The organism is Novosphingobium hassiacum (genome assembly GCF_014196055.1).
Taxonomy (GTDB): Bacteria; Pseudomonadota; Alphaproteobacteria; order Sphingomonadales; family Sphingomonadaceae; genus Novosphingobium; species Novosphingobium hassiacum.
On sequence record NZ_JACICY010000001.1, the window covers coordinates 841,699 to 865,898 of the forward strand.

Here is a 24,200-nt window from a genome sequence, read left to right on the forward strand (position 1 = left end):
TTCCTCACTTGTTGGAACGCTGAACTTCATTGACTGCCCGCGCAAACGCTTCGAGCAGTTGGCCGGTTTCACTTTCGCTGATCGCAAGCGGTGGCCGGATCTTGAGCGCTGCATTGCCGCGGCCCGCAGCGCCAATCAACACGCCACCGCGGCGCAACGCATTGACGATCGCGGCCGCAATCTCGCCGGAAACGGTCTGCACCCCGATAAACAGGCCCGCGCCACGCAAGTCCGTAAGCAAGGGCGATGCGGCAATCAGCGGCGAGAGCCCGGCCATCAGGCGCTTCCCCATACGCGCAGCATTGTCGATCAAGCCTTCGTCGTCGATCACGTCAAGCGTGGCGAGAGCCGCCGCGCAGGACACGGAGCTTCCGCCGAACGTGTTGAAATAACGCTGTATCTTTGAAAATTCGGTAGCCAGCGTATCGCGCATGATCAGCGCGGCGACAGGCTGGCCATTGCCCATCGGCTTGCCCGTGGTCACCATATCGGGGACCACGCCATGCCGCGTGAAACCCCACATGCCGGCACCGGTCCGGCCAAAGCCCGGCTGCACTTCATCGGCAATGAACAGGCCGCCTGCCTTGCGGATGGCTTGCACCCCGCCAGCAAGAAAGCCCGCCGGATCGGCGATCACACCATCGCTGCCGAAGATCGTATCGACGATCAGGGCCGCGGGCATCACGCCGTCGGCTTCCATCCTCTCGATGGCCCCGGACACCAGTGCCGCGAACTGCTCAGGCCCAACCGGCACAAGCGGCATCTGAATTGCATAGACGTCCGGCCCCAGTGGCAGCCCGGTGACCGGCGACATACCCTGCAGCAGATCGGATGTTCCGTGATAGGCACAATCGGTGACGATCACCCCGCGTTGCCCCGTCATCAAGCGGCTGATGCGGATTGCCAGATCATTGGCCTCACTGCCCGAATTCGTGAGGACCACCTTTCCAAGCGGTTCGGGCAGCGTGGCCAGCAGGCGCTCTGCCAGCAGGACCGGCAGCTCAGTCAGATAGCGGGTGTGCGTGTTCAGCACACCGCCCTGTTGCGCCATCGCTGCCAAGATGCGCGGGTGGCAGTGCCCGGCCACCGGCACGTTGTTATAGGCGTCCAGGTAGCGCTGGCCGTCGGCATCTTCGATCCAGCAGCCTTGCGCACGCACCGCATGGATCGGCTGCTCGTAGAACAGCCGGTAACTTGGCGAGAGTACGCGCTCGCGCCGGGCAAGCAGTTCGGTTGTTTCCGGATTCATCTGCCTGCCCCGCCCTTGCAGCCAATCAGAAGTTGCGCGTGAGGGTCAGCGCCCACTGGCGTGGCGCCCCCGGTGATACCGACGTCAGCCCCGATTGCTGTGCCTGATCGAAGCGCGTGTTCTCATAGTAGCGGTTGCCAAGGTTGGTCACTTCCAGCGCCAGCCCCCAGTTGCGATCCTTCGATTTCCACGCAAGCCGGGTCGTGGCGATGAAGTAGCCCTCGATCCGGTTGGTCGGCCCATTGAGCGCTTCGGTGAAGACATGGCTCTGGTATGATCCGTCGGCGCGAAGCGTCAGCAACCCGGCGTCGCCATCGAGAATGTCGTACTGGATACCGGCTGCGCCCTTCCACTTCGGCGTGAACGGCGTGACCATGTTCAGCGCGATGAATGTTGCGGGATCAGTGCGTTTGTATTGGAAATCGAGGTAGCTACCCGAAAGATCGAGCGAGAGCCGATCGGTCGGATAGACCGACAGTTCCGCTTCGAGGCCCTTGACCTTGGCCGTGCCGGCGTTGTTGGGCTGGAAGCACGGGGCAATCGGGCAGGCCAGTACGTTGAGGATTATGTCCTTGTAGTCGTTTATGAATCCCGCAACGTTGAGGCGCACGCGCCGATCGAACAGATCGGTCTTGAACCCGATTTCATAGGACGTGATCGTTTCCGGCTTGAACGACTTGAGCTGGCCCACATCGAACGGCACGCCATTGAATGGATCGATCTGCCCATTGGCAACCGGCAGGACCGTGCCCGGCGCGAAAAACGGGCGCGGGTTGACGCCGCCAGCGCGATAACCGGTCGAAACCTGACCGTAGACCAGCACTTCATCCGAGAAGCGATAGTCCAGCGCAACGCGCCAATCGACGCGCTTGCCTTCATACCCATCGGTCAGCCCGTTGAGGCCCAGCAGCGCGCAGTTGGGCGCATTGGCCGGATCGAACGGCGCCCGGCCGGGAAGGCAGGGTGTGCTGGGGACCGTACCATCGGGGTTGGAGCGGAAGTATTCCTGCGTCTTGCGATCCCATGTGTGGCGGATGCCGCCCGAAAGGCGCAGGGCGTCCGTAAGTTTGTAATCGCCATTGAGGAACAGCGCGGTCGATTTGCTGGTGCTGTCCTCAGGCCCCTGATTGAAGTTGAGGCCAACGTAAGTGAGCGCCAAACGGGCGGCGAAAGTGGCGGTGCCCCGGAAGTGGAAGGCGCCCGCGGTCAGGTTCAGCTTGTCGTCCATCAGCTTTGCGTTGGCGCGGAACTCCTGGCTGAACTGCCAGTTCTTCAGCTTCTGCAGCGCCAGCTGGTTCATGATCGGGCTGCCATCGGCGTCTTCGGCAAAGGTGGCCGTGTAATCGCGGTATGCCGTGATCGAGCGGACCTGCAGGTTGTCCGAAACATCCCACTTCACGTTGCCCGAGATGCCATAGCTGTCCAGATACGACACGATCGGGATGCTGAACGGGGTATAGGGGTCCTGCCCGGTGGGCTGACGCGTGTCGGTAAAGGTCGAATAGGTCCAGTAGCGGTTGCGCCCCGCCGTATCGCACGAATTGGGCCCATAGGGCACGAAGCGGCAATCGAACGGCACAGGCGGCGTTGCGGGGTTGCCGTCGTCGATCGTTAGGCGCGGGTTGTTGGCAAAGCGCAGGACATCGGCGCCCGCTTCCGAACGATCGCGCGTCAGATCGCCGATCAGGCTGACTTCGAGATTGCTCGCCGGAACCCAACGCAGATAGATGCGGCCAGCGGCCAGCGACTGGCCGCCCAGCGTACCAAGCTGGCACCCATCGCCCAGGTTCGGTGCTGCCGAAACGCCCGAAGCTGGATGAGTGCAGGCATAATCCATCCGCTTGACGAAACCTTCACGGCTGCGCGACACTGCGGAAACGCGGGCGAAAAGCTTGTCGGGCGCAATCGTGAAATCGGCCATGGCCCGTGCATCGAAGCGTTTGTAGGAACCGCCGGTAACCGAAACCATCCCCGAATTGTCGCCGTTGGGCGCCTTCGAGAACATCTTCACCGCGCCGCCGATCGAATTGCGTCCGGCCAGCGTACCTTGTGGCCCGCGCAGCACTTCGACGCGATCAAGATCAAGGAGTTCGACGAGCGATCCGGTGAGCGTCGAGTAATATACGTCATCAACATAGATGCCCACGCCCGGTTCCAGTGCGGGAATGAAGTCCGACTGGCCTACGCCACGGATGAACGCCAGCATGGTCGAACCGAAAGCCTGACCTTGCGGAGCGAGCGTCACGCTGGGGGCCTGACGCGCAATTTCATAGACGCTTGTCTGGTTTCGCGCCTGCAGCATGTCGCCGGTTACAGCCGTTATGGCGATCGGAGTGTCCTGCAGACGTTCGTTGCGCAGCGTTGCCGTGACCACGATTTCGGCCGTCTTGCCGCTTGCGGTTGCGGCGGTGGTGCTGGCGTCCTGCGCCAGAGCGCTGGCAGACGTGATGGCCGTGACAAGACCAATGGCCGATACGCCAAAGCGCAGAGCTACCGATTGACGACGTGCAACTGGGTGCTGTGATCTCATATGTTTCCCCCCTCTTCTAAAAGAAGCCGTTCTCGTTCCTGCGCCTTTGGATCCATCATTTTTGATTGTTACGATCCGAAATATGTTAGCATTGGTATCAGCACTATTGTTTCGAGAAAAGGACAAAATTCGTAGCGCTTCGTAGGATTCGGCCAACAGCTATCTTTGCCAAGGTCAAACGCGCGGTTGCGCCTCAGGCAGCAGACCGGACAAGCTCCTGCACGAAGGCTACTCGCCAGCCGAAATAGTTTTCGTTGAAACCTAAAAAGTGCCGTGATTTTGAGATTCTAGCGCGGTGATGTGCGGTCATCACTACATTCTGTACAATGCGAGCGGCGACAAGGTGAGGCAGGATTTCTCGCTCGTCGAGAGACAGTTGGACGATGCGCTCACCTCCCCCCAGAAAAGCCTGCATCATCGCTTGTGCGGTTGACGGCCCGGCCATCTGACCGACCATACCAATGGCAAGATCACACACCCGCGCGGTATGAATTGAGTCGCCAAAATCAATGATCCCGGCAATTCTATCGGTATTTTTGCTAGCAACGATAACATTTCGGGCGTTGAGATCATTGTGAATGAATTGGCGTGGCAAGGCGTCAAGGGTCGGCGCAATGTCATCGGCGAAACGCGCGATGAAAGGCACCACGAAATCCGCGAAGGGCACCTCGCGCAGAGAGGCAACGATTGGAGCAAGGTCCGAGACGCGGCGCAAATCCCAGATCAGCCGTCGATGCATGGCAGGATGGGTAAAATCACGCAGGGCCAAGCCCAGCCGTGCAGCCAGCACCCCACAGGCTTGTGCCTGAACCGTGCTGCGCCCCACGTCCATCAGCGGCGTGCCGGGCAGGAAGCTGTAAAGCACTGCAAGCCGCTCGCCAGTGCCCTCTCCCGAATGTCCGACGCCTGACAACCTGACAAATGTTCCAGCTTCCACAGGCAAGGCCAGGCGCGGCACGGGGAGATCCGGGGCGTGTTCCTCCAGATGGTTCAGAACCGCGCAAAGCATGTCTGCTTCGTCGGCGGGCGTGTCGGGTGCGAAGACCTTGAGTACGAACTGGCCTTGTCTGGTCTGGACCCGGAAGTTCTCGTCACGCTCTGCCGTCAGGGCGGTGAGCGTGCCAGAAAGGCCGTAGTGCCGCGCCAGAATCCGGGCGGCACCTTCAAGGCCAAAGACCTGCACTTCAGGCAACCCGATCGAGCAGCTTCAACTTGGCTAACTGGATCGCGGTATTCTCGCGCTGGAGCACCGGGTGGGTGCGCAGGACTGCAATGTTGCGCAGGATACGGCCGATCGGCATTCCCTGCTTGGCCGAAGCCGTGGTGCCGGCCGTGCGATAGATCAGATCTATCGCCTGCCACGAAAGCTCGACGCAACGTTGCGCGATCATCGTCAGTTGCAGGCCTTTCGCAGTATCGAAAGGCGTGCCTTCATGCTTCGCAGCTTGAGCAAAGGCCATGTAGTCCTCGCCCGATTTCACCATGGCCGCCTCGGCCGTCAGAACCAGCGACAGCGCCTCGCCGTAGTACTGCTGGGCCACCGGATCGTGGCACCTTTCGCGGAAGGGTGGGGCCATGGACTTCTTGGTAAGCAGCAGCTCTTCGTAGATATCGAGCGCGCCGCGCGCCGCACCTACCGCAACGGCAGCAGTCTCGCCGATAAGGAAGGGGCCGATTAGCCCTGAATACATGGAATTTTCATGCAGCGGGACATCCGCATCAAGTGGTTCAGCACCGCGCGCCATGCCGCTTACCACCAGCACGCGGTGATCGGGCACGAAGAGGTCCGTTACGGTCACCCGCTTCGATCCCGTACCGCGCATTCCCATCACGAACCAATCGTCCTCGATCGAACAATCGCCAATGTCGACAAGGAGTTGGACCAGCGTACCGCCATCGTCCGCATCGATCCGAGCCAGCCCCATGAAATGCGTGCCGAGGTCGCACCCTGAAGCCGAGACCCAGCTGTGCGTGATGCGATAGCCGCCCTGCACGCGGCTGGCCGTCCCTAGCGGTGTAAGCGCGCCGGGGCAGCGAACATCGCCATCCGCTCCATAGATTTCCGCCTGCGTTTCTGCAGGGTAACGTGACAGAAGCAGCGGATGACCGCCCACCAGCGAGGTCACCCAGCCGGTTTCGCTGCAACCACGTGCGATCTCCATAATGACGCGGTAAAACGTCGCAATATCGAATTCATAGCCGCCAAATACGCGGGGCTGCACGATGCGGAAGAAGCCCCCTTTGATCAGGGCGTCCACCACCGCCTGCGGCACTCGGCCATTGCTTTCACATTCACCCTGTGATGCGCGCAGTAGCGGGCGCAGGGCACGGGCGCGCTCCAGCAGACGCTTTTGCGTCAGATCCGGTTCGGGCTGCGGGAGAGGCTGAATCCTCAAACTGCCATCGGCTGCAAGACTGGCCATGGGTAAAGTCCTTCGTGATAGAATTTCAGGCGCCTGGCGCTGCTCAAACCTGCGGCGGTGGAGCGCGAAAGCGGTAGCCAAGCTCACCTTCGAGCAGCCCGGCAAGGCGCACCAGGGTGCGATCTTCCATGAACGGGCCGATCAGTTGCAAGCCCAGCGGAAGCTCTCCAGCCCTGCGGGGCACAGGCACGACCGTGGCTGGCAGATCTGCAACGGTCGCCAAGCTCGGCCAGGACAATTGCGACAGATAGACATGGCTCTGCCCGTCAACCTGCCTGCGCCGGTGCAACTGCCCCCCGATACCTTCGCCCGACAGGTCGTGTTCGAAAGCGGTCGTCGGGAAGACCGGGCAGACGATCGCGTCCCACGAGCAGAAGAAGCTCGCCCATGCCGCCTTGAGCGCCGAACGCTCATCGCGGAGCGCCTGCCATGACGGGCCGCTGCCGTTTGCGCATTGCTCTAGCACATCGGCGTACCACAGCGCATCGTGGCCCAGAGTTGCCCGTTCCGGCTCGTCGACACGGAAGGGCTGGCCGCCCAACACGATGGAAAACAGGCTCCTGATGTAGTTTTCCAGCGACATCATCGGATCGAAATCGGGACGCGCGGTGGTCGAAACCGTGAGGCCTCTGGCCGATAGCGCCTTCGCCAGATCATCGATCGCCGCTTTCGTTTCGGCACTGGCGGCATAGGGCAGGTCGCCCGTCCACAGGGCGATGCGAAAATCGGACAGCCGTTCGTGACGGCTCGCCCGAACCTGTGGACCGGCGCGGGTCAGCGCATCTAGGCCGAGTTCGAGGTCTGCTGCGGTGCGGGCCATCGGGCCGGCCACCGAGAGTTCGGGCTCCACCTTCACGTCCGGCATCGGCGGGACATGGCCGAGCGTGGGGATCAGCCCGAAGCTGCCCTTGTGGCCGAACAATCCACACATGTGCGCGGGGATTCGGATCGAGCCGCCAATATCGCTGCCGAGTTCGAGCGGGGTGAGCCCGATGGCCAGCGCCGCCGCTGCCCCTCCCGACGATCCCCCGACCGTACGTGAGAGATCCCACGGGTTACGGGTGAGGCCGTAAATCGGGTTGGCAGTCTGATGGTCCGCCCCGCCAATCGGCACATTGGACTTGCCGAAGATCACGGCACCTTCGGCACGCAAGCGGGCGACTGGCTTGGAATCCTCGCTCGCGATGTTATCTGCGAGGAATGGCAGGCCGACCGTGGTACGCAGGCCCTGGACGCCCCAGGTTTCTTTGACGGTCATGGGAAGGCCGCAGAGCAGGCCACGATATTCGCCTGCGCCCTTCGCATCGATGCGGCGGGCTGTGGCGCGGGCACGATCCAGATCGAGCGCGACGACGGCGTTTATGGACGCGTTGTGCTGTTCCACCCGGGCGAGGTGAAGATCGAGCAGTTCCTCGGCCCCGATCTCGCGCCGATGCAGCAAGGCAACGAGGTCGGTTGCGCTGGCGAGGCCCAGACCTGTGTCCAGAACGTCGGCCATATCAGGATGCCACCGCGAATGCCGTGCGACCGACAGCGTGGGCGGCATCTTCAAGCTGGAGCACGGCGTGGGTGCGCAGGACGTTGAAGTTGCGCAAGATCCGCGTCAACGGATGGCCTTCGCGCGCTGCGGTGGACGTGCCGCCTGCATGGAACACGATCTGGAATGCTTCCCAGCCCAGTTGGACCGACTGCACCGCGATGGAGCGGAGACGCAATGCACGCATCTGATCGAACGGCACGCCGCGCGTCTTCCATTCGCGCGCGTATTCCATGAATTCGTGCCCGGCCTGGACCAGAGCAGCCTCTGCCGTGGATACAAGGCGGAAAGCCGTGCCGTAGTTGCGCTGGTGGATCGGGTCGCTGCCCTTTTCCTGATAGGGCGGATAGGCGGACTTTTTGGTGCGCAGGATGTCCTCGTAGTGATCAAGCGCAGCCCTTGCCGTGCCTACGGCCACACAAGCCGTCTGACTGATCAGGAACGGCGAGATCGATGCCGAATACATCGGGTTGTCATTGGTGGTGCAACCGAGATCGAGCGGTTCGGCCCCGCGCATCATTCCGTGGCAACGCATCACGCGGTGTTCGGGCACGAAGAGATCGTTGACGACAACCCGCTTCGATCCGGTGCCGCGCATACCGATCACGTTCCAGTCGTCGACGATCTCGAAATCCCTGCGGTCGATCAGGATCTGCGCCGGTTGTGGTCCCTCTGCCGTGTCGATCATGACCAGTGGCATGAAGTGGGTCGAAATGTCGCAACCTGACCCGTTCTGCCAAGCAGCGGTAATTCGATAACCGCCTTCGACCGGCACGGCCCTGCCCGGAGGCGCGAACGAGCCGGAGGCGCGAAACTCGCCGGTGGTGCCATAGGCTTCTGCCTGCGCCATCTCCGGGAAGCGCGCGAGAACCATTGGCTGCCCCGAAACCAGCGCCATAACCCAGCCAACATCGGTGCTGCCGCGCGCCAGCTCCATCATCACCTTGTAAAAGGTGGGCACATCGAATTCGAGACCACCGAAGTTGCGCGGCTGCACGATGCGAAAAAAGCCCGCGTCATCCAGTTCCTCCAGCAGGTCCTGCGGAAGACGGCCCTGGCGCTCGGCCTCGGCCTCCATTGCGCGCAGGCGAGGACGCAGCGCGCGGGCCTGTTCGAGCAGGGCCTGCGGGGTAAGGGAAGCAAAGGCGGCCTGCAGAGGCGCGGCCTGACGATCTGGGGAGGGGACAACGGACGCCATAAAATTTCTCCCGCCAGCGCGCGTTAGCGGCGCGTTATCACTGGTAACGAATCATGTGTTATCAGTGATAACTAACTTCGGTCAAGCGGGCATGTCAGCGTGCGGTCATGACCCGGACCAAATCGCCTTACGGTGCGATCAGCAACCTGCGCGGGGGTAAAGGCCGTCTATGAACAGAGCCGATGCCGTATCGCAAAGGCGTCCCACTGTGCTCGAGCTGTTCTAATTTCCTGTCAGAACGTCCCGACTGAGCATCGATACTGCGATCAAAAGAACTCACCCACTTGACGAAGTGAACGTTATCATTCAAATGAACGTTATCAATGCGTCGGCTTGAGTCGGCTCGCAGCAGGGGAGTGATCGATGAAGGCTTTTACAGCGCGCGTGCGCTTTATCAGCGCCGCCAGCGTTTCAGCACTAGCAATGCTGGCCAGCGCTCAGCCAGTTTTCGCGCAAACGGTCGAGGAAGCTCCCGCCGACGATGGCGACGCAATCGTCGTCACCGGCATACGCGCCAGCCTCAAGCAATCGCTTGATATCAAGCGTGCCGGCCAAGGAGTCGTCGACGCTATCTCGGCAGAAGATATCGGCAAATTCCCCGATACAAACCTTGCTGAATCGCTTCAGCGCATCACCGGCGTCTCGATCGATCGTAATAGCGGCGAAGGTTCGACCGTCACCGTTCGCGGGTTCGGTCCCGATTTCAATCTGGTGGTCCTCAACGGACGCCAGATGCCAACTTCATCGCTTGGCGGCAGCAGCGGTGCGCCTGCTTCGCGCAGCTTCGATTTCGGCAACCTGGCATCGGAAGGCATTTCCGGCGTCGAAGTCTACAAGTCGGGACGGGCAACTCTGGCATCGGGCGGCATCGGCTCGGTCATCAATATCAAGACCGCACGTCCGCTCGATCGCAGCGGTTTTCAGGGAAGCATCGGCGCCAAGGCCGTTTACGATACCTCGCGCTTCGACAGCAAACCGATCACGCCGGAAGTTTCGGGCATCGTCAGCGACACTTTTGCCGATGGACGCATCGGCATCCTGCTCAGCGGTTCGTACCAGTTGCGCAAAGGCAGTCAGGCGCAGTTCAATGCCGGCTGGCGCGAAGGCTATCTGGGCAATGAAAACAACTGGGGTTCGCTCGCGATGGAGGGAAGCCCGGGCTTTGCCAACATCACCAACCGTCCCGGCCCGACCGACACCTATCAGGTGACCCAGAACGCCGGGTACGATTTCACCTCGTTCAAGCGTGAGCGCATCAACGGCCAGGCCGTATTGCAGTTCAAGCCGACCGACACGCTCGTCGCGACGGTGGACTACACTTATTCATCGAACAAGATCGACGCGCGCACCAACAGCATCGGCGTCTGGTTCAATCACGGCGATACCAGCAGCAGTTGGACCGACGGACCGGCGGCTGGCCCGAATTTCTATGCTGAACGCTTCGGCCCCGGCAAGGATCTTGCGATCACCGGCGCGGTGGCCGCAAACCGTTCGGAAAACAATTCCATCGGCGGGAATGTGAAGTGGGATGGCCCGGGTGGGTTGCGTCTCGAACTGGACGGACATCACTCCACTGCCGAAAGCAAGCCGACATCGCCTTACGGTAGCGGCATTGCCGTGGGCGCCGCCATCTTCGGCGTGCAATCGCAGAAGATCGATTTTACCAGCGACATTCCGGTGATCTCGGTGACCATGTTCCCCGGCTCCGAAATCAACGCCGCCAATATCCGTCCGGCAGGCAACGCATTCCGCAACGCCTACATGCGCGATGAAATCAACGAAGTGTCGCTGAGGGGCGGATATGATTTCGACTCCTCGATCATCGACAGCCTCGATTTCGGCGTCACTTATACCGACAACAAGGTTAGCTCCGCTTTCGGCGTTATCCAGAACGACACCTGGGGCGGCACGCTGTCCAGCGCCGATACGCCGGACAGTCTGTTCGGCATTCGCAATCTGCCAGAAGACCTGAAAGGGTTGAACGGTTCGAACGATCCGGCGATCATCCCGAACTACTTCCAGGTGGATACCGTCGGCCTGATCAACCTGCTCGACAGCCGTCTGGGCATCTGCGGATCGGCGCAAACGGCCGGAACTTGCCTTGCCAAGTATACCGCCGACCGCACCGTCCACGAAAAGACCTGGGCACCGTACATCCAGTCCGCCCACAAGTTCGATCTAGGCGAAGACGTGGCGAACCTGCGTCTTGGCTTGCGCTATGAGCGCACGACGATCGATTCATCCGCGCTCGTTCCCATCCCTACCGGTACGGTCTGGACCGGCGGCAACGAGACCGCGATCATCTATGGCACTACGCAAGCCGCTGCCTCGCTGAATGGCCGTTATGAAAACTGGCTGCCAGCGATCGATTTCGACATGTCGCCGATACGCAACGTGAAGCTGCGCGCGTCGTACAGCCACACGATCACGCGTCCAGATTACGCCAGCTTGCAAGGCGGAACCACGCTTGATTCACCCATCCGCATCGGTGGCAGCACGGGCGCCAGCGGCAACCCGGGTCTGCTGCCCTACAAATCGAAGAACATCGATCTGTCGGCTGAATGGTACTATGGCCCGACCAGCTACATCTCTGTCGGTTACTTCCACAAGAATGTAGGCAACTTCATCAGCCAGACGCAGGTCAATACCCCGGCCTTTGCGCTGACCAACGCTGCTGCCGGTCCCGATGCCGCAGCTGCACGTGCGGCGCTCGGCGCGAATGCTACTCCGGCGCAGCTCGTGGCCTTTATTGCGGCGCGCAACCCCTCGTCGTTCAATTCTGCCCTGAATGGCATCAATGGCCAATCGACGGATCCGCTGGTGAATTTCATCATCACCCGCCCGACCAACAGTGATCAGAAGGCCAAGCTATCTGGCTGGGAGTTTGCTATCCAGCACAACTTCTGGGAAACCGGCTTCGGCACGATCCTGAACTACACGATCGTGAACAGCGATACGCAGTTCGACAACACGCTGCGCTACACCGTGCCGCAGTTCGCCGTGCAGGGCGTAAGCGATAGCGCCAACGCCGTTCTCTATTATGACAAGAACGGCTTGCAGGGACGTGTTGCCTATAACTGGCGCGGTTCGTTCCTGAGTGGCTACGGTTTCGACCCATTTTACACCAATGCCTATGGCCAGTTCGATGTCAGCGCGAGCTATGAGTTCACGAACGGCGTGACCGTATTTGTCGAGGGCATCAACGTGACGAACGCTGATCGCAAGGGGCACATGCGCAACGATCAGACCGTGTTCTTCGCTGCGCCCGGCTATGCTCGTTATGCAGCCGGAGCGCGCTTCAAGTTCTGATTGCGAGGTAAACCCTGAGGGTCGCATGAACAGGAGCCGAACCGCATCGCAGTGCGGCTCCTGTTCCTTTCAATCCCCGCATATTGCAGCGGACAGATGTGCGCTATGATGACCCAACATGAACGCTGAAATCCAACGTGTCGTCATTGTGGGCGGGGGCACCGCCGGGTGGCTTTCGGCGTGCATGCTGGCGGCCAGACACCCGGAGCTTTCGATCACGCTCGTCGAAGCACCCGACATTCCGACCATCGGCGTGGGCGAAGGCACGTGGCCGACGATGCGCAGCACGCTTGCATCCATCGGTATCGACGAGGCCGAGTTCCTCGCCTGCTGTGACGCGTCGTACAAGCAGGGTTCACGCTTTGACGGCTGGGTAACCGGTCAGACTGGCGACAGCTACCTGCATCCTTTCACCCCGCCACCACCATGCGCGACGGATGCTCTGGTCGCCGCCTGGGCGACCCGCAACGAAGCGAGCTCCCTGTCCTACGCCGCTGCCATGACCGCGCAAGCTGCCGTAGTGGCGCGCGATCTGGGTCCGCGTCAGGCCGCCATGCCCGGCTACGCCGGTGCGCTCAATTATGCCTACCATCTCGATGCAGGCAAATTTGCCGCTTTGCTGATGGCCCACGCGACCGGACGGCTTGGCGTTGCGCACGTTGCCACGCGCGTCATCGATGTCGTCAAGACCGCCGATGGTCATCTCTCCGCGCTGATCACCGACGATCACGGCGCAATACCCGGCGATCTGTTCATCGACTGCAGCGGGCTTGCTGCCATGCTCATCGGCAAGCATTGCGGCTCCGGATGGGTGGACCGCAGCGACGCGCTGTTCAACGATACCGCACTGGCAGTTCAGGTCCCGGTTCGGCCCGGCAGCGCCATCGCCTCTGCCACGATCGCCACGGCGCATGACGCTGGCTGGATCTGGGATATCGGCCTTCCCATGCGGCGCGGCATCGGCTGCATCTATGCCTCGCGCTTCATGGGCGAGGACGCGGCGCGCAAGGTGCTGATCGACTATGTCGCCCGCAACGTGCCCGGCGCCGATCCGGCGGCGCTCAACCCGCGCAAGATCGCCTTCCCGACCGGCCACCGTGAGCATTTCTGGCGCGGTAACTGCTTGGCGGTGGGACTGTCTGCCGGTTTCATCGAACCGCTCGAAGCTTCGGCCATCGTCATGATCGAGCTTTCGCTGCAGGCGCTGTGCGACAACTTCCCCAAGAGCCGCGCCAGCCTGCCGATCCATGCCGAACGTTTCAACGCCCTGTTCCGCTATCGCTGGGACCGGATCGTCGAGTTTCTGAAGCTGCACTACTTGCCCAGCCAACGCACGGAGCCCTATTGGCTCGCGCAGCGCGATCCCACACATGTGCCGCCGCGTCTGGCCGCGCTGATGGCACTCTGGCGCGATCAACCGCCTTCGCAGTGGGACTTTCCGCAGGCCCACGAGATTTTCCCAGCCGAGAGCCATGCCTATGTGCTCTACGGAATGGGCTTTTCACCTCCGCCTTTTGCAGGGGACGACACCGACGCACAGGCGCGGCTCAACGAGGTCACGCATCGTTCGCGCGCGTTGGCCGCTGCCCTGCCGACGAACCGCACCTTATTGCAGCAAGCCTGTGCCGAACCCGCTTTGGAAAGTCAGTCATGAGCCAGCATGTCATCGTCGATTCCGTGACGCACCGCGATCTGCGCGTGCTCGATACCGCGTCCGCCGCGCTGGGTGACAATGTCATGGCCGCTCTTGCAACACCGCACGAATTCAGGGCGCTACAAGCCTGTTATCCCATCGTGTTCCGTCGCGATCTGGCCAGTGGTCAGGTTTCGGCCCTCGCCCTGTTCGGGTTCGAGAACGGTGAAAATCTCTACCTTGAAGGCGACCACTGGGATGCGCCTTGCAAACCGCTTGCGCACGCGGTGCAACCGTTTCTGATCGGGCGCGCAGAAGGCGCGGACGATCAGGGCCAAGTGCACATAGATCTCGATCATCCCCGCGTGACACACGCCGGTAATGCAGGCGTTCGCCTGTTCGACGAGGACGGACGGGCAAGTCCACTGCTCGAAAATGCTGCGCAGATGCTGGGCGATCTGGATGCAGCATATCGGGCAAGCGGTGCGTTCTTTGCAGCGATCGAGCGTTACGACCTGCTCGAACCATTTACGCTCGAAGTGCCGCTGATCGATGGTTCCAAGCACACGCTTGTGGGCTTTCTGGCTATCAACGAAGACAAGGCTCGCGCGCTCGATAGTGCCGCCTTGGGCGATCTCCACCGCGATGGGCACCTGATGCCGCTGTTCATGGCGCTGGCATCGGTCAGCCAGTTCGGCGGGCTGGTTGCGCGCCGCAATGCGCGGATCTCGGGCGCGTGAGCCAGAGCCTGCCGCCTGTAGCTGAACTGGCGGCATTGGACGCAGCCGGGCTCGACGCGGCAATTGCTGGCGCCGACCGACCGTTCGTGGCGCGCGGGCTGGTGGCTGATTGGCCGCTGGTGCAGGCCGCTCAACGATCTGCGCGCGATGCGAGGGCACATCTGCTGGCCCATGCCCGCGACCGAGATTTCGCGGTGTCGATGGGTAGTCCGCAGTCGGGCGGACGCCTGTTTTACGATGCCGACATGCAGATGAATTTCCGCATGGGTCATGGCCGGCTCGACAAGATCTTCGCTGGTTTCGATGCCGCGGAAAATCGTGCAGAGGTCCCGACCGTGTACCTCGCCTCGATCGACATCGAGCAGTTCTTCGATGGCTTGAGCAGTGCCAATCCCATACCCCTTTCGGCGCGCGATGCAATTGCCAGCATCTGGATCGGCACCCCGACACGGATTGCCGCACACAACGATTTCCCCGACAATCTGGCCTGCTGCGCAGTGGGCAAGCGCCGCTTTACGCTGTTTCCGCCCGATCAGTTTCGCAATCTCTATCTTGGCCCGATCGACAATACCCCGGCCGGTCGCGCGGTCAGTATGGTGGATCTGGCAGCGCCAGACCTTGCCGCCTATCCCCGCTTTGCCCAGGCGCTATCAACTGCACTGGTCGCGGATCTGGAGCCCGGAGATGCGCTCTACATCCCCTCGCTGTGGTATCACCATGTCGAGGCTAGCGCGCCGTTCAACGTGCTGGTCAATTACTGGTGGCGCGATAGCCCACGCTTTCTGGGCCAGCCGCAGAATGCGCTGAACCACGCCATTCTGGCGATCCGCGATCTGCCCGAAGAGCAGCGCGAAATCTGGCGCGCGATGTTCGAACACTATGTCTTTTCAGGCGGCGCCGAGGCCGCTGAGCACATTCCCGACGCTGCACAGGGTGTGCTGGCGCCGTTTGACGCGCAAAGCGCCGGGCGTATGCACGCGTTCCTGCTGCGCAGTTTCAGCCAATGATCGAAGGACAGACCATGGACATGCCAAATCTGCCCCGCCGCATCGTCATTGCCGGTGGCGGCACATCGGGCTGGATGGCAGCTGCTGCCCTTGCGCGCACGCTTGGCCCGGTGGCTGAAGTGACGCTGGTCGAATCCGATGCGATCGGCACGATCGGCGTCGGCGAAAGCACGATCCCGCCGCTGGTGGCCTACAACCGGCTGCTCGGGATCGGCGAGGCCGAGTTCATGAAGGCGACCCAAGCGACCTTCAAGCTGGGTATCATGTTCGAAAACTGGAAGGATCAGGGTGCACGCTACTTCCACTCCTTCGGCGGCACGGGCAAGGACCACTGGTCGGCCGGGTTCCAGCACTTCTGGCTGCACGCACAGACGCAAGGGCATAGCGAACCCTACGACGACTACTGCCTCGAACTGAAAGCCGCCGAAGCAGGCAAATTCGCGCACTTGCCCGACGACCGGATCAATTACGCCTACCAACTCGATTCCTCCCTCTATGCAGCGTTCCTGCGCCGCATGGCCGAAAGCGATGGCTGCAACCGGGTCGAGGGGCGCATCGCGCACGTCGAGCTTGATGGGCAAAACGGCGATATTGCCGCCCTGATGCTGGACGGTGGCCGCCGCATCGAAGGCGATCTGTTCCTGGATTGCACCGGCTTTCGCGCGCTCCTGATCGAAGGTGCGCTCCATGCCGGGTTCGACGACTGGACCCACTGGCTGCCCTGCGATGGCGCCGTCGCGATCCAGACCGCCAGCGTGCGGCCGCCGGTGCCCTATACCCGCGCAATCGCGCACGAGGCAGGGTGGCAATGGCGTATCCCGCTGCAACACCGCGCGGGCAACGGCATCGTCTATTGCAGCCGCTACATGGACCGCGAAGCAGCGCTGGAGAAACTGCTGGGCACGATCGAAGGCGAGACGCTGACCCAGCCCAATTTCATGTCGTTCAAGACCGGCGCAAGGCGCAAGCAGTGGCACCGCAATTGCATCGCCGTCGGGCTTTCGGGCGGTTTCATGGAGCCGCTGGAATCAACCAGCATCCACCTGATCCAGCGCGCGGTGCTGCGCATTGTCCGCATGCTGCCTGCCGGCCGGCCAAGCGACCGCGACATCGCCGAATTCAACGATCAGCAATTTACCGATATGGAACAGATCCGCGATTTCCTGATCCTCCATTATAAGGCAACCGAACGTGCCGACAGCCCGTTCTGGCGGCACTGCGCGTCGATGGAAGTGCCTGAAAGCCTCTCGCACAAGATCGACCTGTTTCGTGAAACCGGCCGCGTATTCCGTCGCAACGAGGAGCTTTTTGCCGAGAACAGCTGGGTCCAGGTGATGATGGGCCAAGGCATTCTCCCCCAAAGCTATCATCCGGTCGCAGCCAAGCTGAGTGGCGAAGAGCTTTCCTATCTGCTCGCCTCGCTTCGCGAAAATGTAACCAAAACGGTTTCCGGCATGCCCGAGCATTTCGCCTACGTATCGCACTACTGCGGCGTGCGTGAGGCAAGCGTCGCATGAACGCCTTGCTACTCGCTTTGTCGGCTGCGACCGCGGCCACGCCCCTTCCGCCACCCGCACCCGCCCCGGGCTGGTCGTTGGTCTGGTCCGACGAGTTCGACGGCAGCACCATTGATGCCAAGCGCTGGACCCTGGCCAGCGATTGCTGGGGCGGCGGCAACGCCGAGCAGCAGTGCTATACCGATCGTCCCACCAATGCCGCGGTCAAGGATGGCCTGCTGGTGATAACGGCAAGGGAAGAAACGTTCACCGGTCCGGCATTTCCCGCAGATCAGCGTTCCGCGCCCGACAAGCGGGGAACGGCGACCCGCCCGTTCACATCGGCGCGGCTGACGACGCAAGGCAAGGCCGCGTGGCGCTATGGCCGCATCGAAGTGCGCGCGCGCTTGCCGCAAGGCCAGGGCATGTGGCCCGCCATATGGATGTTGCCCGAAGACAACCGCTATGGCGCTTGGGCCGCTTCGGGCGAGATCGACATCATGGAAGCGGTCAACCTGGGTGAACCGTGCACGAAGGGCGTCCCTGGCTGCCCGACCGGACTCGAACGGGGCATTCTGGGCACGCTGCATTTCGGAGGCACATGGCCTGCAAATGAGCATCGAGGCATGACCGCAGCGATGCCCGGCTCACTTGACGGGTTTCATGACTACGCCGTGGAATGGAGCCCAAAAGCGATCACCTGGTTCATCGACGACAAACCGTTTCAGACACAACGGCCCGGTGACTGGTCCACGCTTGGCTCGGACAAGCCGGTCGCACCATTCGATCAACGCTTTCATCTGGTGCTGAACCTTGCCGTGGGCGGCCGTCTGGCCGAGGACCGCAACAAGGGCGGGGTCGGGCGCGAGGGCTTTCCCAAACAGATGGCCATCGATTGGGTTCACGTCTGGCAATGCGCGGGCGATCCCGCTAGCACTGCACATTGCGAAACGAGTGGGGACTGATACCGAACATGGCGCGGCGAAAGCAGGCGGTCACGATCAAGCATGTTGCGGCCGAGGCCGGAGTATCGCTGCAGACGGTCAGCCGTGTCATCAATAACGAAGCGAGCGTTCGGCCCGAAATGAAGGTTCGGGTGCAATCGGCGATCGACAAGCTGGGCTATGTCCCTTCGATCGCGGCACAACGGATGAGCGGATCGCGTTCCTATATCATTCTGGCTTTGAACGACCGCGATCGCACGATTGCCGATTGGCGTGCACGGCAGGGTACCGACTGGGTCGACCAGATGCTGCTCGGCGGGATGCTCAGCTGTGCCGAGAATGGCTATCGCCTGATCATTGAACTGGTCGATACACACAACGACCATGTCGAGCGCGAGCTTGCGGCGGCAATCGCTGCGCTTCAGCCCGATGGCGTCATCCTTACGCCACCACACTCCGACAACCCGCTCATTACGGGGTTGCTGGCCAAGCGCCAGATTCCCTTCGCCCGGATCGGCTCGCGCAGCACGGGCGACGGCATCGCACTGACCATGGACGACGAAGGAGCGGCACAGCAGGCAACGCAGCATCTGCTCGCGCTCGGTCATCGCAGCATCGGCTTCATCGCAGGACCTGCCGATTATCAGCTCTCGGGCTGGCGCGGCCATGGCCGAAGCCGGGATGAGCACGGACGGCCTGCTTGCCACGGGTGATTTCAGCTATGCTTCGGGCGAACTTGCGGCACGCGCCTTGCTGAGCCGGGCGAGCCCGCCCAGCGCGATTGTCGTCAGCAACGATCAGATGGCCCTCGCAACGATCGAAGTGGCACATACCATGGGTCTGGCCATCCCTGCGGATCTGTCGCTGGTATGCTTCGACAATACGCCGTTGGTGCGGTTCACCCGGCCGCCGCTTACAGCGGTCGATCAGCCAGTGGCCGAGATAACGGCGCGGGCGGTCGAGCTTCTGATTGCCGCCCAGCGCGAGGAACTGTCTGTGACGATCCCGGTCGTCGTACCCGCCAGCCTGGTCGTCCGTGAATCAACCGCTGCGCCGCGCGATGCGGGTTGATCGCCTCCGCACGCAGTCCGGTTTCCTCCCCCTCTTCGCGCTGGCCTGGGCAGGCGCTGCCATTGCCTATATTCCGTTCCTGACCATCCTCTTGCCGGTCCGGATCGAAACGCTCGCAGGCGTTACGGGCAAGAGCGATCTGGCAGTGACATGGATCGGCAGCTTCGCATTTGCCGGAGCGATCGCAGCCAGCATCGGTGGCATCGCGTTCGGTTGGGCAAGCGACGTCTTGGGCAACCGGCGCATCTGGGTGGCTGCCGGCCTGGTATTATCCGTAGGCTTGCTGCTGCTGACCACACAGGTCACCACGTTTCTCAAACACATCGTGCTTCTGACGTGCTGGCAATTGGCTCTCAACATGATGCTCGGCCCTTTGTCCGCATGGGCCGGAGACCTTGTCCCGGACAGCCAGAAGGGCAAGCTGGGCGGGATGATGGCCTTTGCGCCAGCCGCAGGTGCGCTGACCGGCGCTTTCGTCACCGTGCCGGGGATGGCCGGGCCCGAGATGCGGGTGCTCATCGTCGCACTTCTTCAGGTCTGTTGTGTCGTCCCCCTGCTCCTTTTCGGATCTCTCGCGCGGGCTCCCGTCACGGAACCAGAAGCGCCCTCCTCTCAGTCCGACATGCCGCAACGCTCCGTGCTGCTGCGCATGTGGGTGGCACGCCTGTTGGTGCAAATATCCGAAGCCACGTTGTTCGCCTACCTTTACCTGTGGCTGCGATCGCTCGACCCATCCTTCGATGATTCGACGACCGCGCGCATTTTCGGCGGCATGCTGGCAGTTTCCGTGCCGCTGACGCTGATCATCGGGTCTTGGACCGACCGTCAAGGAAAACCGCTGTTGCCCTTGCGCATCGCCGCCGCATTTGCCTGCGCGGCTTTGCTGCTGATGGGCGGAACCACGAGCCCGGTGGTGGCGGTCGTCGGCTATGCGGCGTTCAACTTGTGCAGCAGCGTGTTTCTGGCCCTGCACTCTGCCCAGACCTTGCGCGTTCTGCCGCGCGGCGACCGGCGCGGTCGCGATCTGGGGGTCTTCAACCTCACCAATACCCTGCCTTCGCTGGTTATGCCCGCCTTGACGATAACCCTGATCCCCGAGATCGGATTCCGCGGGCTGTTCGTGCTGTTAGCGGTTCTTGCCTTGGGCGCTGCCGCTCTCCTTAGCCCTGCCCGCCCCCGCTGATCGGGCGAAGCGACCAGATTTTTGAAGAATGCTTGATTTCCCAAGAGCATCATGTCATCTGGTAATGATAACGTTCACAAAGCGAAAATGGGAGATCCAATGCGCAGTTCTGCATTGATGGCGGCTGTCCTCTTGTCGGGAAGCTGGGCGGCAATCAGCCGGGCAGAACAGCCACAGGCGCCTGCCGCACCGACGATGCAGACCGCACCGGAAGCCACCGCACATCCGTCCGCGTGGCCCGCCGCGCGAAGCCCATCTGCGTTTTCCACTTCGCGTGACGAAGCGCGGATAAGCGCGATCATGGCAAAGATGACGCTTGAACAGAAAGTCGGCCAGCTGATCCAGGCAGACATCTCAGCAATCACGCCCGAAGACCTCGCAAAATATCCGCTTGGATCGATCCTCGCGGGCGGAAACAGCGGTCCCTACGGCGATGAACGAGCCGATGGCGCAAAATGGGCCAAGCTCGTAGCGGCGTTTCACGCTGCCTCGCGCAATTCGGGTGCAGGCATTCCCGTCCTGTTCGGCGTCGACGCCGTGCACGGCCATTCCAACTTGCCCGGTTCAACGATCTTCCCTCACAACATCGGCCTTGGCGCCGCGCGCGATCCTGCGCTGATCCAGCGCATCGGCGCAGCAACCGCCGCCGAAATAGCAGGAACCGGTATCGACTGGACATTCGCGCCGACATTGGCCGTCCCGCAGGATTTGCGCTGGGGTCGTAGCTACGAGGGCTATGCCGCCGATCCCGCACTGGTCTCAGCTTACGGCAAGGCCATGGTCCGCGGATTGCAGGGCACGCTCGTCGCCGGGAAGCCGCTGGGCGCGCAGAACGTCGCAGCAACTGCCAAGCACTTCCTGGCCGATGGTGGCACCGCTGAGGGCAAGGATCAGGGCGATGCCAGGATCTCCGAACGCGAACTGATTGCAACGCATGCCATGGGCTATCCCGCCGCGATCGACGCTGGTGCATTGACAGTAATGGCCAGCTTTTCGACATGGAACGGTGCTAAGCACCACGGCAACAAATCGCTGCTGACAGGCGTCCTCAAGGAACGCATGGGCTTTGCTGGCCTGGTGGTCGGCGACTGGAACGGTCACGGCCAGATCCCTGGTTGCACAGTCACCGATTGCCCGGCTGCGATCAATGCCGGGCTGGACTTGTTCATGGCCCCGGAAAGCTGGAAGCCGTTGTTCGCCAACACCTTGCGCGAAGCCCGCGAAGGCGTGATCCCGGCTGCACGGATCGACGATGCCGTCCGCCGGATCCTGCGGGTGAAGCTCAAACTCGGCATGCTGGACGCCAAACCTGTCGAGCGCGGCAATCCTGCCATGGTCGGTGCCCCGGCCCATCTTGCGATAGCGCGCGAAGCCGTGGCAAAATCGCTCGTCCTGCTCAAGAACGAAGGTGGTGTCCTGCCGCTGCGCCCCGGCGCGAAAGTTCTGATCACGGGCCATGGCGCCGACAACATGGCAATGCAGGCGGGTGGCTGGACGATCACCTGGCAGGGCACCGACACGACCTCGGCCGATTTCCCCAAGGGCCAGACCATCGGACAGGCCATCGCCAGTCAGGTCATTGCTGCCGGAGGGCAGGCGACGCTGTCGACCGAGGGTACGTCTGCGAACAAGCCCGATGTTGCCGTCGTTGTGCTGGGCGAGCGTCCCTATGCCGAATTTCAGGGTGATCTGCCTGACATCGCGTTTCGGACAACGCGTGAGGACGATGCGCTGATCGCTCGGCTCAAGGCGCAAGGTACACGCATCGTTACCGTGTTTCTGTCCGGCCGCCCGATGTTTGCGAGCAAGCTGATCAACCAGTCAGATGCTTTCGTTGCCGCGTGGCTCCCTGGCAGTCAGGGCATCGGAGTTGCCGATGTGCTGGTGGCGCAGGCCAATGGCAAACCGCTTCGCGATTTCACGGGCAAGTTGCCTTTCGCTTGGCCCGACGATGCACATTCGCCTGTGCTCAAGCCGGCATTTCCGACAGGCTACGGCCTCAGCTACGCGAAACCTGCCAGCGTCGCCCGGCTGAACGAAGATCCGCGCATGGAACTGGCGGAATCGGCCAGCGCGGAGAACTATTTCGTTCGCGGCAACGTACCGGCACCCTGGCATCTAGGAATCGACGGGGCGATTACGTCGCGGGCGGTCGATCTTTCCGCTCAGGAAGATGCACGACAATTCACTTGGAACGCGGACGGCAGCCTTTCTATAGAGGGTACTCCGGTAGACTTGATGCGCCAGCTTAATGGAGGGTTCGCTCTCTTGCTGGATTGGCGGATAGACCGGGCAGTGGCGGGTCCGATCAAAGTATCGTTTGGCGAGGCAACGCTTGATATTGGAGATCTCGTGCGCGCGGCACCTTCCGGCTCGCCAGTTCAGACGCGTATTCCGCTAACGTGCTTCAAGGACGCCGGCGCCAACTTCACGGCTGTCGGCGCGCCGCTGCGCATTGCCGCGCCCGTCGGATTTACCGCGACCTTGCGCAACGTGAACATCGAAGGAGTGGGCGTCACTATCGCGTGCCCCCCGGTTCAGAAAAAATAGAAAAACAAGGGAGAAGACATGGCGCTCGCACCAGGCCAGCTTGGCGATCCGACCACTGCTGACACCAACGGAACCGCGGTGAATGCACCGGGTCTGCAGATATTCGTCTTTGCGCTGTTCTTCATCTTTGGCGGGATCACCTCGCTGAACGATGTGATCATTCCCAAGCTGAAAGAGCTGTTCACGCTCAATTATGCGCAGGCCATGCTGGTGCAGTCGGCTTTCTTCGCGGCCTATTTCGCGATTTCGATACCCGCCGCAGCGCTGGTCAAGAAGCTTGGCTACATGCGCAGTGCGGCCTTGGGTCTGCTGGCGATGATGGGTGGCTGCCTGCTTTTCGTCCCGGCATCGGCAAGCGCGACATTTGGGGTATTTCTGATGGCGCTGTTCGTGCTCGCATCGGGGATAACCGTCGTTCAGGTCGTGGCCAATCCCCTGATCTCGCTGCTCGGACCAGCCAATACGACGAGCAGCCGCCTGACTTTTGCCCAAGCCTTCAATTCGCTCGGCACCACGATCTTCCCCTATGTCGGTTCAATCGTGATCCTTGGCGGGCTGGCCGACGTTTCCGCCTCGCAACTGTCCGGCCCAGGGCTCGATGCTTATCGGGTCGAAGAAACACGCGTTGTCGTCATGGCCTATCTAGGCCTTGCCGCTGCTCTGGCAGTGGTGGCCGCAGTGGTCTGGTTCAACCGGAACCGCCTCAAGGGTGAGCGTCACAGCGGCGGTTCGATCATCAGCAGTTTCGACCTGTTGAAGCAGAAGCGCTTCGGCTTCGGATCTGCGTGCATCTTCCTCTACGTGGGCGCTGAAGTTGCGATCGGCTCGTTCATCGTCAACTATCTGATGCAGTCCTCGGTCCTCGGTCTGGACGAGCAATCAGCTGGCAAGCTGATCCCGCTCTACTGGGGCGGTGCGCTGGTTGGGCGCTTCATCGGATCGGGCCTGCTGCGGGTACTCAGACCGGGCCGAGTGCTGACCGCCAATGCCATCGGCGCGATTGCACTCATCATCATTTCCGCAAATTCGACCGGCGCTGTCTCGGGCTACTCGCTCCTGCTGATCGGCCTGATGAATTCGATCATGTTCCCCACGATCTTCAGCCTGGCTTGCGAAGGCCTGGGGCCGCGCACCGCTGATGGGTCTGGTGTCATCTGCATGGCGATCGTCGGCGGCGCGGTCATCCCGCCGCTTACCGGCTCGCTCGCAGATATCTCGGGCAGTCTGGCCATCGCGCTGGCCTTGCCCGCAATATGCTATGCCGTGATCGCCGCTTTCGGCGTGTTCGCCTCGAAGCCACAAGGCCGTGACCAGCAGTCGGCGTGATCGG

The 24,200-nt window shown here is 61.8% G+C and carries 15 protein-coding genes and 1 pseudogene; 10 read left to right on the forward strand and 6 right to left on the reverse strand.

Translation table 11 applies throughout. The features are described 5' to 3' along the window. Positions 1 to 4 precede the first annotated feature (4 nt). The 6 genes from GGQ88_RS04205 to GGQ88_RS04230 all read right to left on the reverse strand — a co-directional run bounded on the left by GGQ88_RS04205 (position 5) and on the right by GGQ88_RS04230 (position 8,937). On the reverse strand, positions 5 to 1,249 hold the full coding sequence (locus GGQ88_RS04205) for an aspartate aminotransferase family protein (RefSeq protein ID WP_183611812.1): 1,245 nt from the start codon (positions 1,247 to 1,249) through the stop codon (positions 5 to 7). Positions 1,250 to 1,274: 25 nt separating this feature from the next. Then, the gene (locus GGQ88_RS04210; RefSeq protein ID WP_183611813.1) at positions 1,275 to 3,779 is read right to left on the reverse strand and encodes a TonB-dependent receptor; all 2,505 of its coding nucleotides are present in this window, start codon (positions 3,777 to 3,779) and stop codon (positions 1,275 to 1,277) included. 193 nt (positions 3,780 to 3,972) lie between these two features. After that, positions 3,973 to 4,962 (reverse strand): phosphotransferase, encoded by a 990-nt coding sequence (locus GGQ88_RS04215; protein ID WP_343057091.1) that lies wholly within the window; start codon positions 4,960 to 4,962, stop codon positions 3,973 to 3,975. Position 4,963: 1 nt separating this feature from the next. Continuing rightward, a complete protein-coding gene (locus GGQ88_RS04220) occupies positions 4,964 to 6,202 on the reverse strand; it encodes an acyl-CoA dehydrogenase family protein (RefSeq protein ID WP_183611815.1) in 1,239 nt (412 codons plus the stop codon). A 43-nt stretch (positions 6,203 to 6,245) separates the two neighbouring features. Further along, complete coding sequence (locus tag GGQ88_RS04225; protein ID WP_183611816.1) at positions 6,246 to 7,700, reverse strand: amidase family protein; 1,455 nt, start codon at positions 7,698 to 7,700, stop codon at positions 6,246 to 6,248. A 1-nt stretch (position 7,701) separates the two neighbouring features. Then, positions 7,702 to 8,937, reverse strand: coding sequence for an acyl-CoA dehydrogenase family protein (locus GGQ88_RS04230; protein WP_183611817.1), 1,236 nt, complete (start codon positions 8,935 to 8,937; stop codon positions 7,702 to 7,704). Positions 8,938 to 9,300: 363 nt separating this feature from the next. Between GGQ88_RS04230 and GGQ88_RS04235 the strand changes: the two genes are divergently transcribed. The 10 genes and pseudogenes from GGQ88_RS04235 (at position 9,301) to GGQ88_RS04280 (ending at position 24,196) form a co-directional block, all read left to right on the forward strand. Continuing rightward, positions 9,301 to 12,246: a TonB-dependent receptor gene (locus GGQ88_RS04235; RefSeq protein WP_246385429.1), complete on the forward strand. Its 2,946-nt coding sequence runs from the start codon at positions 9,301 to 9,303 to the stop codon at positions 12,244 to 12,246. 118 nt (positions 12,247 to 12,364) lie between these two features. After that, positions 12,365 to 13,900 carry a tryptophan halogenase family protein gene (locus GGQ88_RS04240; protein WP_183611818.1) on the forward strand — a complete coding sequence of 512 codons (1,536 nt, stop codon included), beginning with the start codon at positions 12,365 to 12,367 and terminating at the stop codon, positions 13,898 to 13,900. After that, entirely contained in the window at positions 13,897 to 14,619 is a 723-nt protein-coding gene (locus GGQ88_RS04245) for a SapC family protein (RefSeq protein WP_183611819.1), read from the forward strand. The genes GGQ88_RS04240 and GGQ88_RS04245 overlap by 4 nt, the downstream gene beginning before the upstream one ends. Beyond that, positions 14,616 to 15,626, forward strand: coding sequence for a cupin-like domain-containing protein (locus GGQ88_RS04250; protein ID WP_183611820.1), 1,011 nt, complete (start codon positions 14,616 to 14,618; stop codon positions 15,624 to 15,626). Before GGQ88_RS04245 ends, GGQ88_RS04250 begins: the two co-directional genes overlap by 4 nt. A gap of 14 nt (positions 15,627 to 15,640) precedes the next feature. Continuing rightward, complete coding sequence (locus tag GGQ88_RS04255) at positions 15,641 to 17,143, forward strand: tryptophan halogenase family protein (RefSeq protein WP_425490405.1); 1,503 nt, start codon at positions 15,641 to 15,643, stop codon at positions 17,141 to 17,143. After that, positions 17,140 to 18,087: a glycoside hydrolase family 16 protein gene (locus tag GGQ88_RS04260; protein WP_183611821.1), complete on the forward strand. Its 948-nt coding sequence runs from the start codon at positions 17,140 to 17,142 to the stop codon at positions 18,085 to 18,087. Before GGQ88_RS04255 ends, GGQ88_RS04260 begins: the two co-directional genes overlap by 4 nt. An 8-nt stretch (positions 18,088 to 18,095) precedes the next feature. After that, a pseudogene (locus GGQ88_RS04265) lies at positions 18,096 to 19,137 on the forward strand (LacI family DNA-binding transcriptional regulator). Continuing rightward, on the forward strand, positions 19,103 to 20,320 hold the full coding sequence (locus GGQ88_RS04270) for an MFS transporter (RefSeq protein WP_343057080.1): 1,218 nt from the start codon (positions 19,103 to 19,105) through the stop codon (positions 20,318 to 20,320). Before GGQ88_RS04265 ends, GGQ88_RS04270 begins: the two are co-directional and overlap by 35 nt. A gap of 99 nt (positions 20,321 to 20,419) precedes the next feature. Beyond that, positions 20,420 to 22,870 carry a glycoside hydrolase family 3 protein gene (locus GGQ88_RS04275; protein ID WP_246385430.1) on the forward strand — a complete coding sequence of 817 codons (2,451 nt, stop codon included), beginning with the start codon at positions 20,420 to 20,422 and terminating at the stop codon, positions 22,868 to 22,870. An 18-nt stretch (positions 22,871 to 22,888) separates the two neighbouring features. Continuing rightward, on the forward strand, positions 22,889 to 24,196 hold the full coding sequence (locus GGQ88_RS04280) for a sugar MFS transporter (protein WP_183611822.1): 1,308 nt from the start codon (positions 22,889 to 22,891) through the stop codon (positions 24,194 to 24,196). The last annotated feature ends 4 nt before the right edge of the window (positions 24,197 to 24,200 follow it).

Coding starts and splice junctions, on each gene's coding strand:
- GGQ88_RS04205 (WP_183611812.1), bottom strand. CDS start 1,249: ATGAATCCGGAAACAACCGAACTGCTTGCCCGGCGCGAGCGCGTACTC.
- GGQ88_RS04225 (WP_183611816.1), bottom strand. CDS start 7,700: ATGGCCGACGTTCTGGACACAGGTCTGGGCCTCGCCAGCGCAACCGAC.
- GGQ88_RS04230 (WP_183611817.1), bottom strand. CDS start 8,937: ATGGCGTCCGTTGTCCCCTCCCCAGATCGTCAGGCCGCGCCTCTGCAG.
- GGQ88_RS04235 (WP_246385429.1), top strand. CDS start 9,301: ATGAAGGCTTTTACAGCGCGCGTGCGCTTTATCAGCGCCGCCAGCGTT.
- GGQ88_RS04255 (WP_425490405.1), top strand. CDS start 15,641: ATGGACATGCCAAATCTGCCCCGCCGCATCGTCATTGCCGGTGGCGGC.
- GGQ88_RS04245 (WP_183611819.1), top strand. CDS start 13,897: ATGAGCCAGCATGTCATCGTCGATTCCGTGACGCACCGCGATCTGCGC.
- GGQ88_RS04260 (WP_183611821.1), top strand. CDS start 17,140: ATGAACGCCTTGCTACTCGCTTTGTCGGCTGCGACCGCGGCCACGCCC.
- GGQ88_RS04210 (WP_183611813.1), bottom strand. CDS start 3,779: ATGAGATCACAGCACCCAGTTGCACGTCGTCAATCGGTAGCTCTGCGC.
- GGQ88_RS04240 (WP_183611818.1), top strand. CDS start 12,365: ATGAACGCTGAAATCCAACGTGTCGTCATTGTGGGCGGGGGCACCGCC.
- GGQ88_RS04220 (WP_183611815.1), bottom strand. CDS start 6,202: ATGGCCAGTCTTGCAGCCGATGGCAGTTTGAGGATTCAGCCTCTCCCG.
- GGQ88_RS04275 (WP_246385430.1), top strand. CDS start 20,420: ATGCGCAGTTCTGCATTGATGGCGGCTGTCCTCTTGTCGGGAAGCTGG.
- GGQ88_RS04280 (WP_183611822.1), top strand. CDS start 22,889: ATGGCGCTCGCACCAGGCCAGCTTGGCGATCCGACCACTGCTGACACC.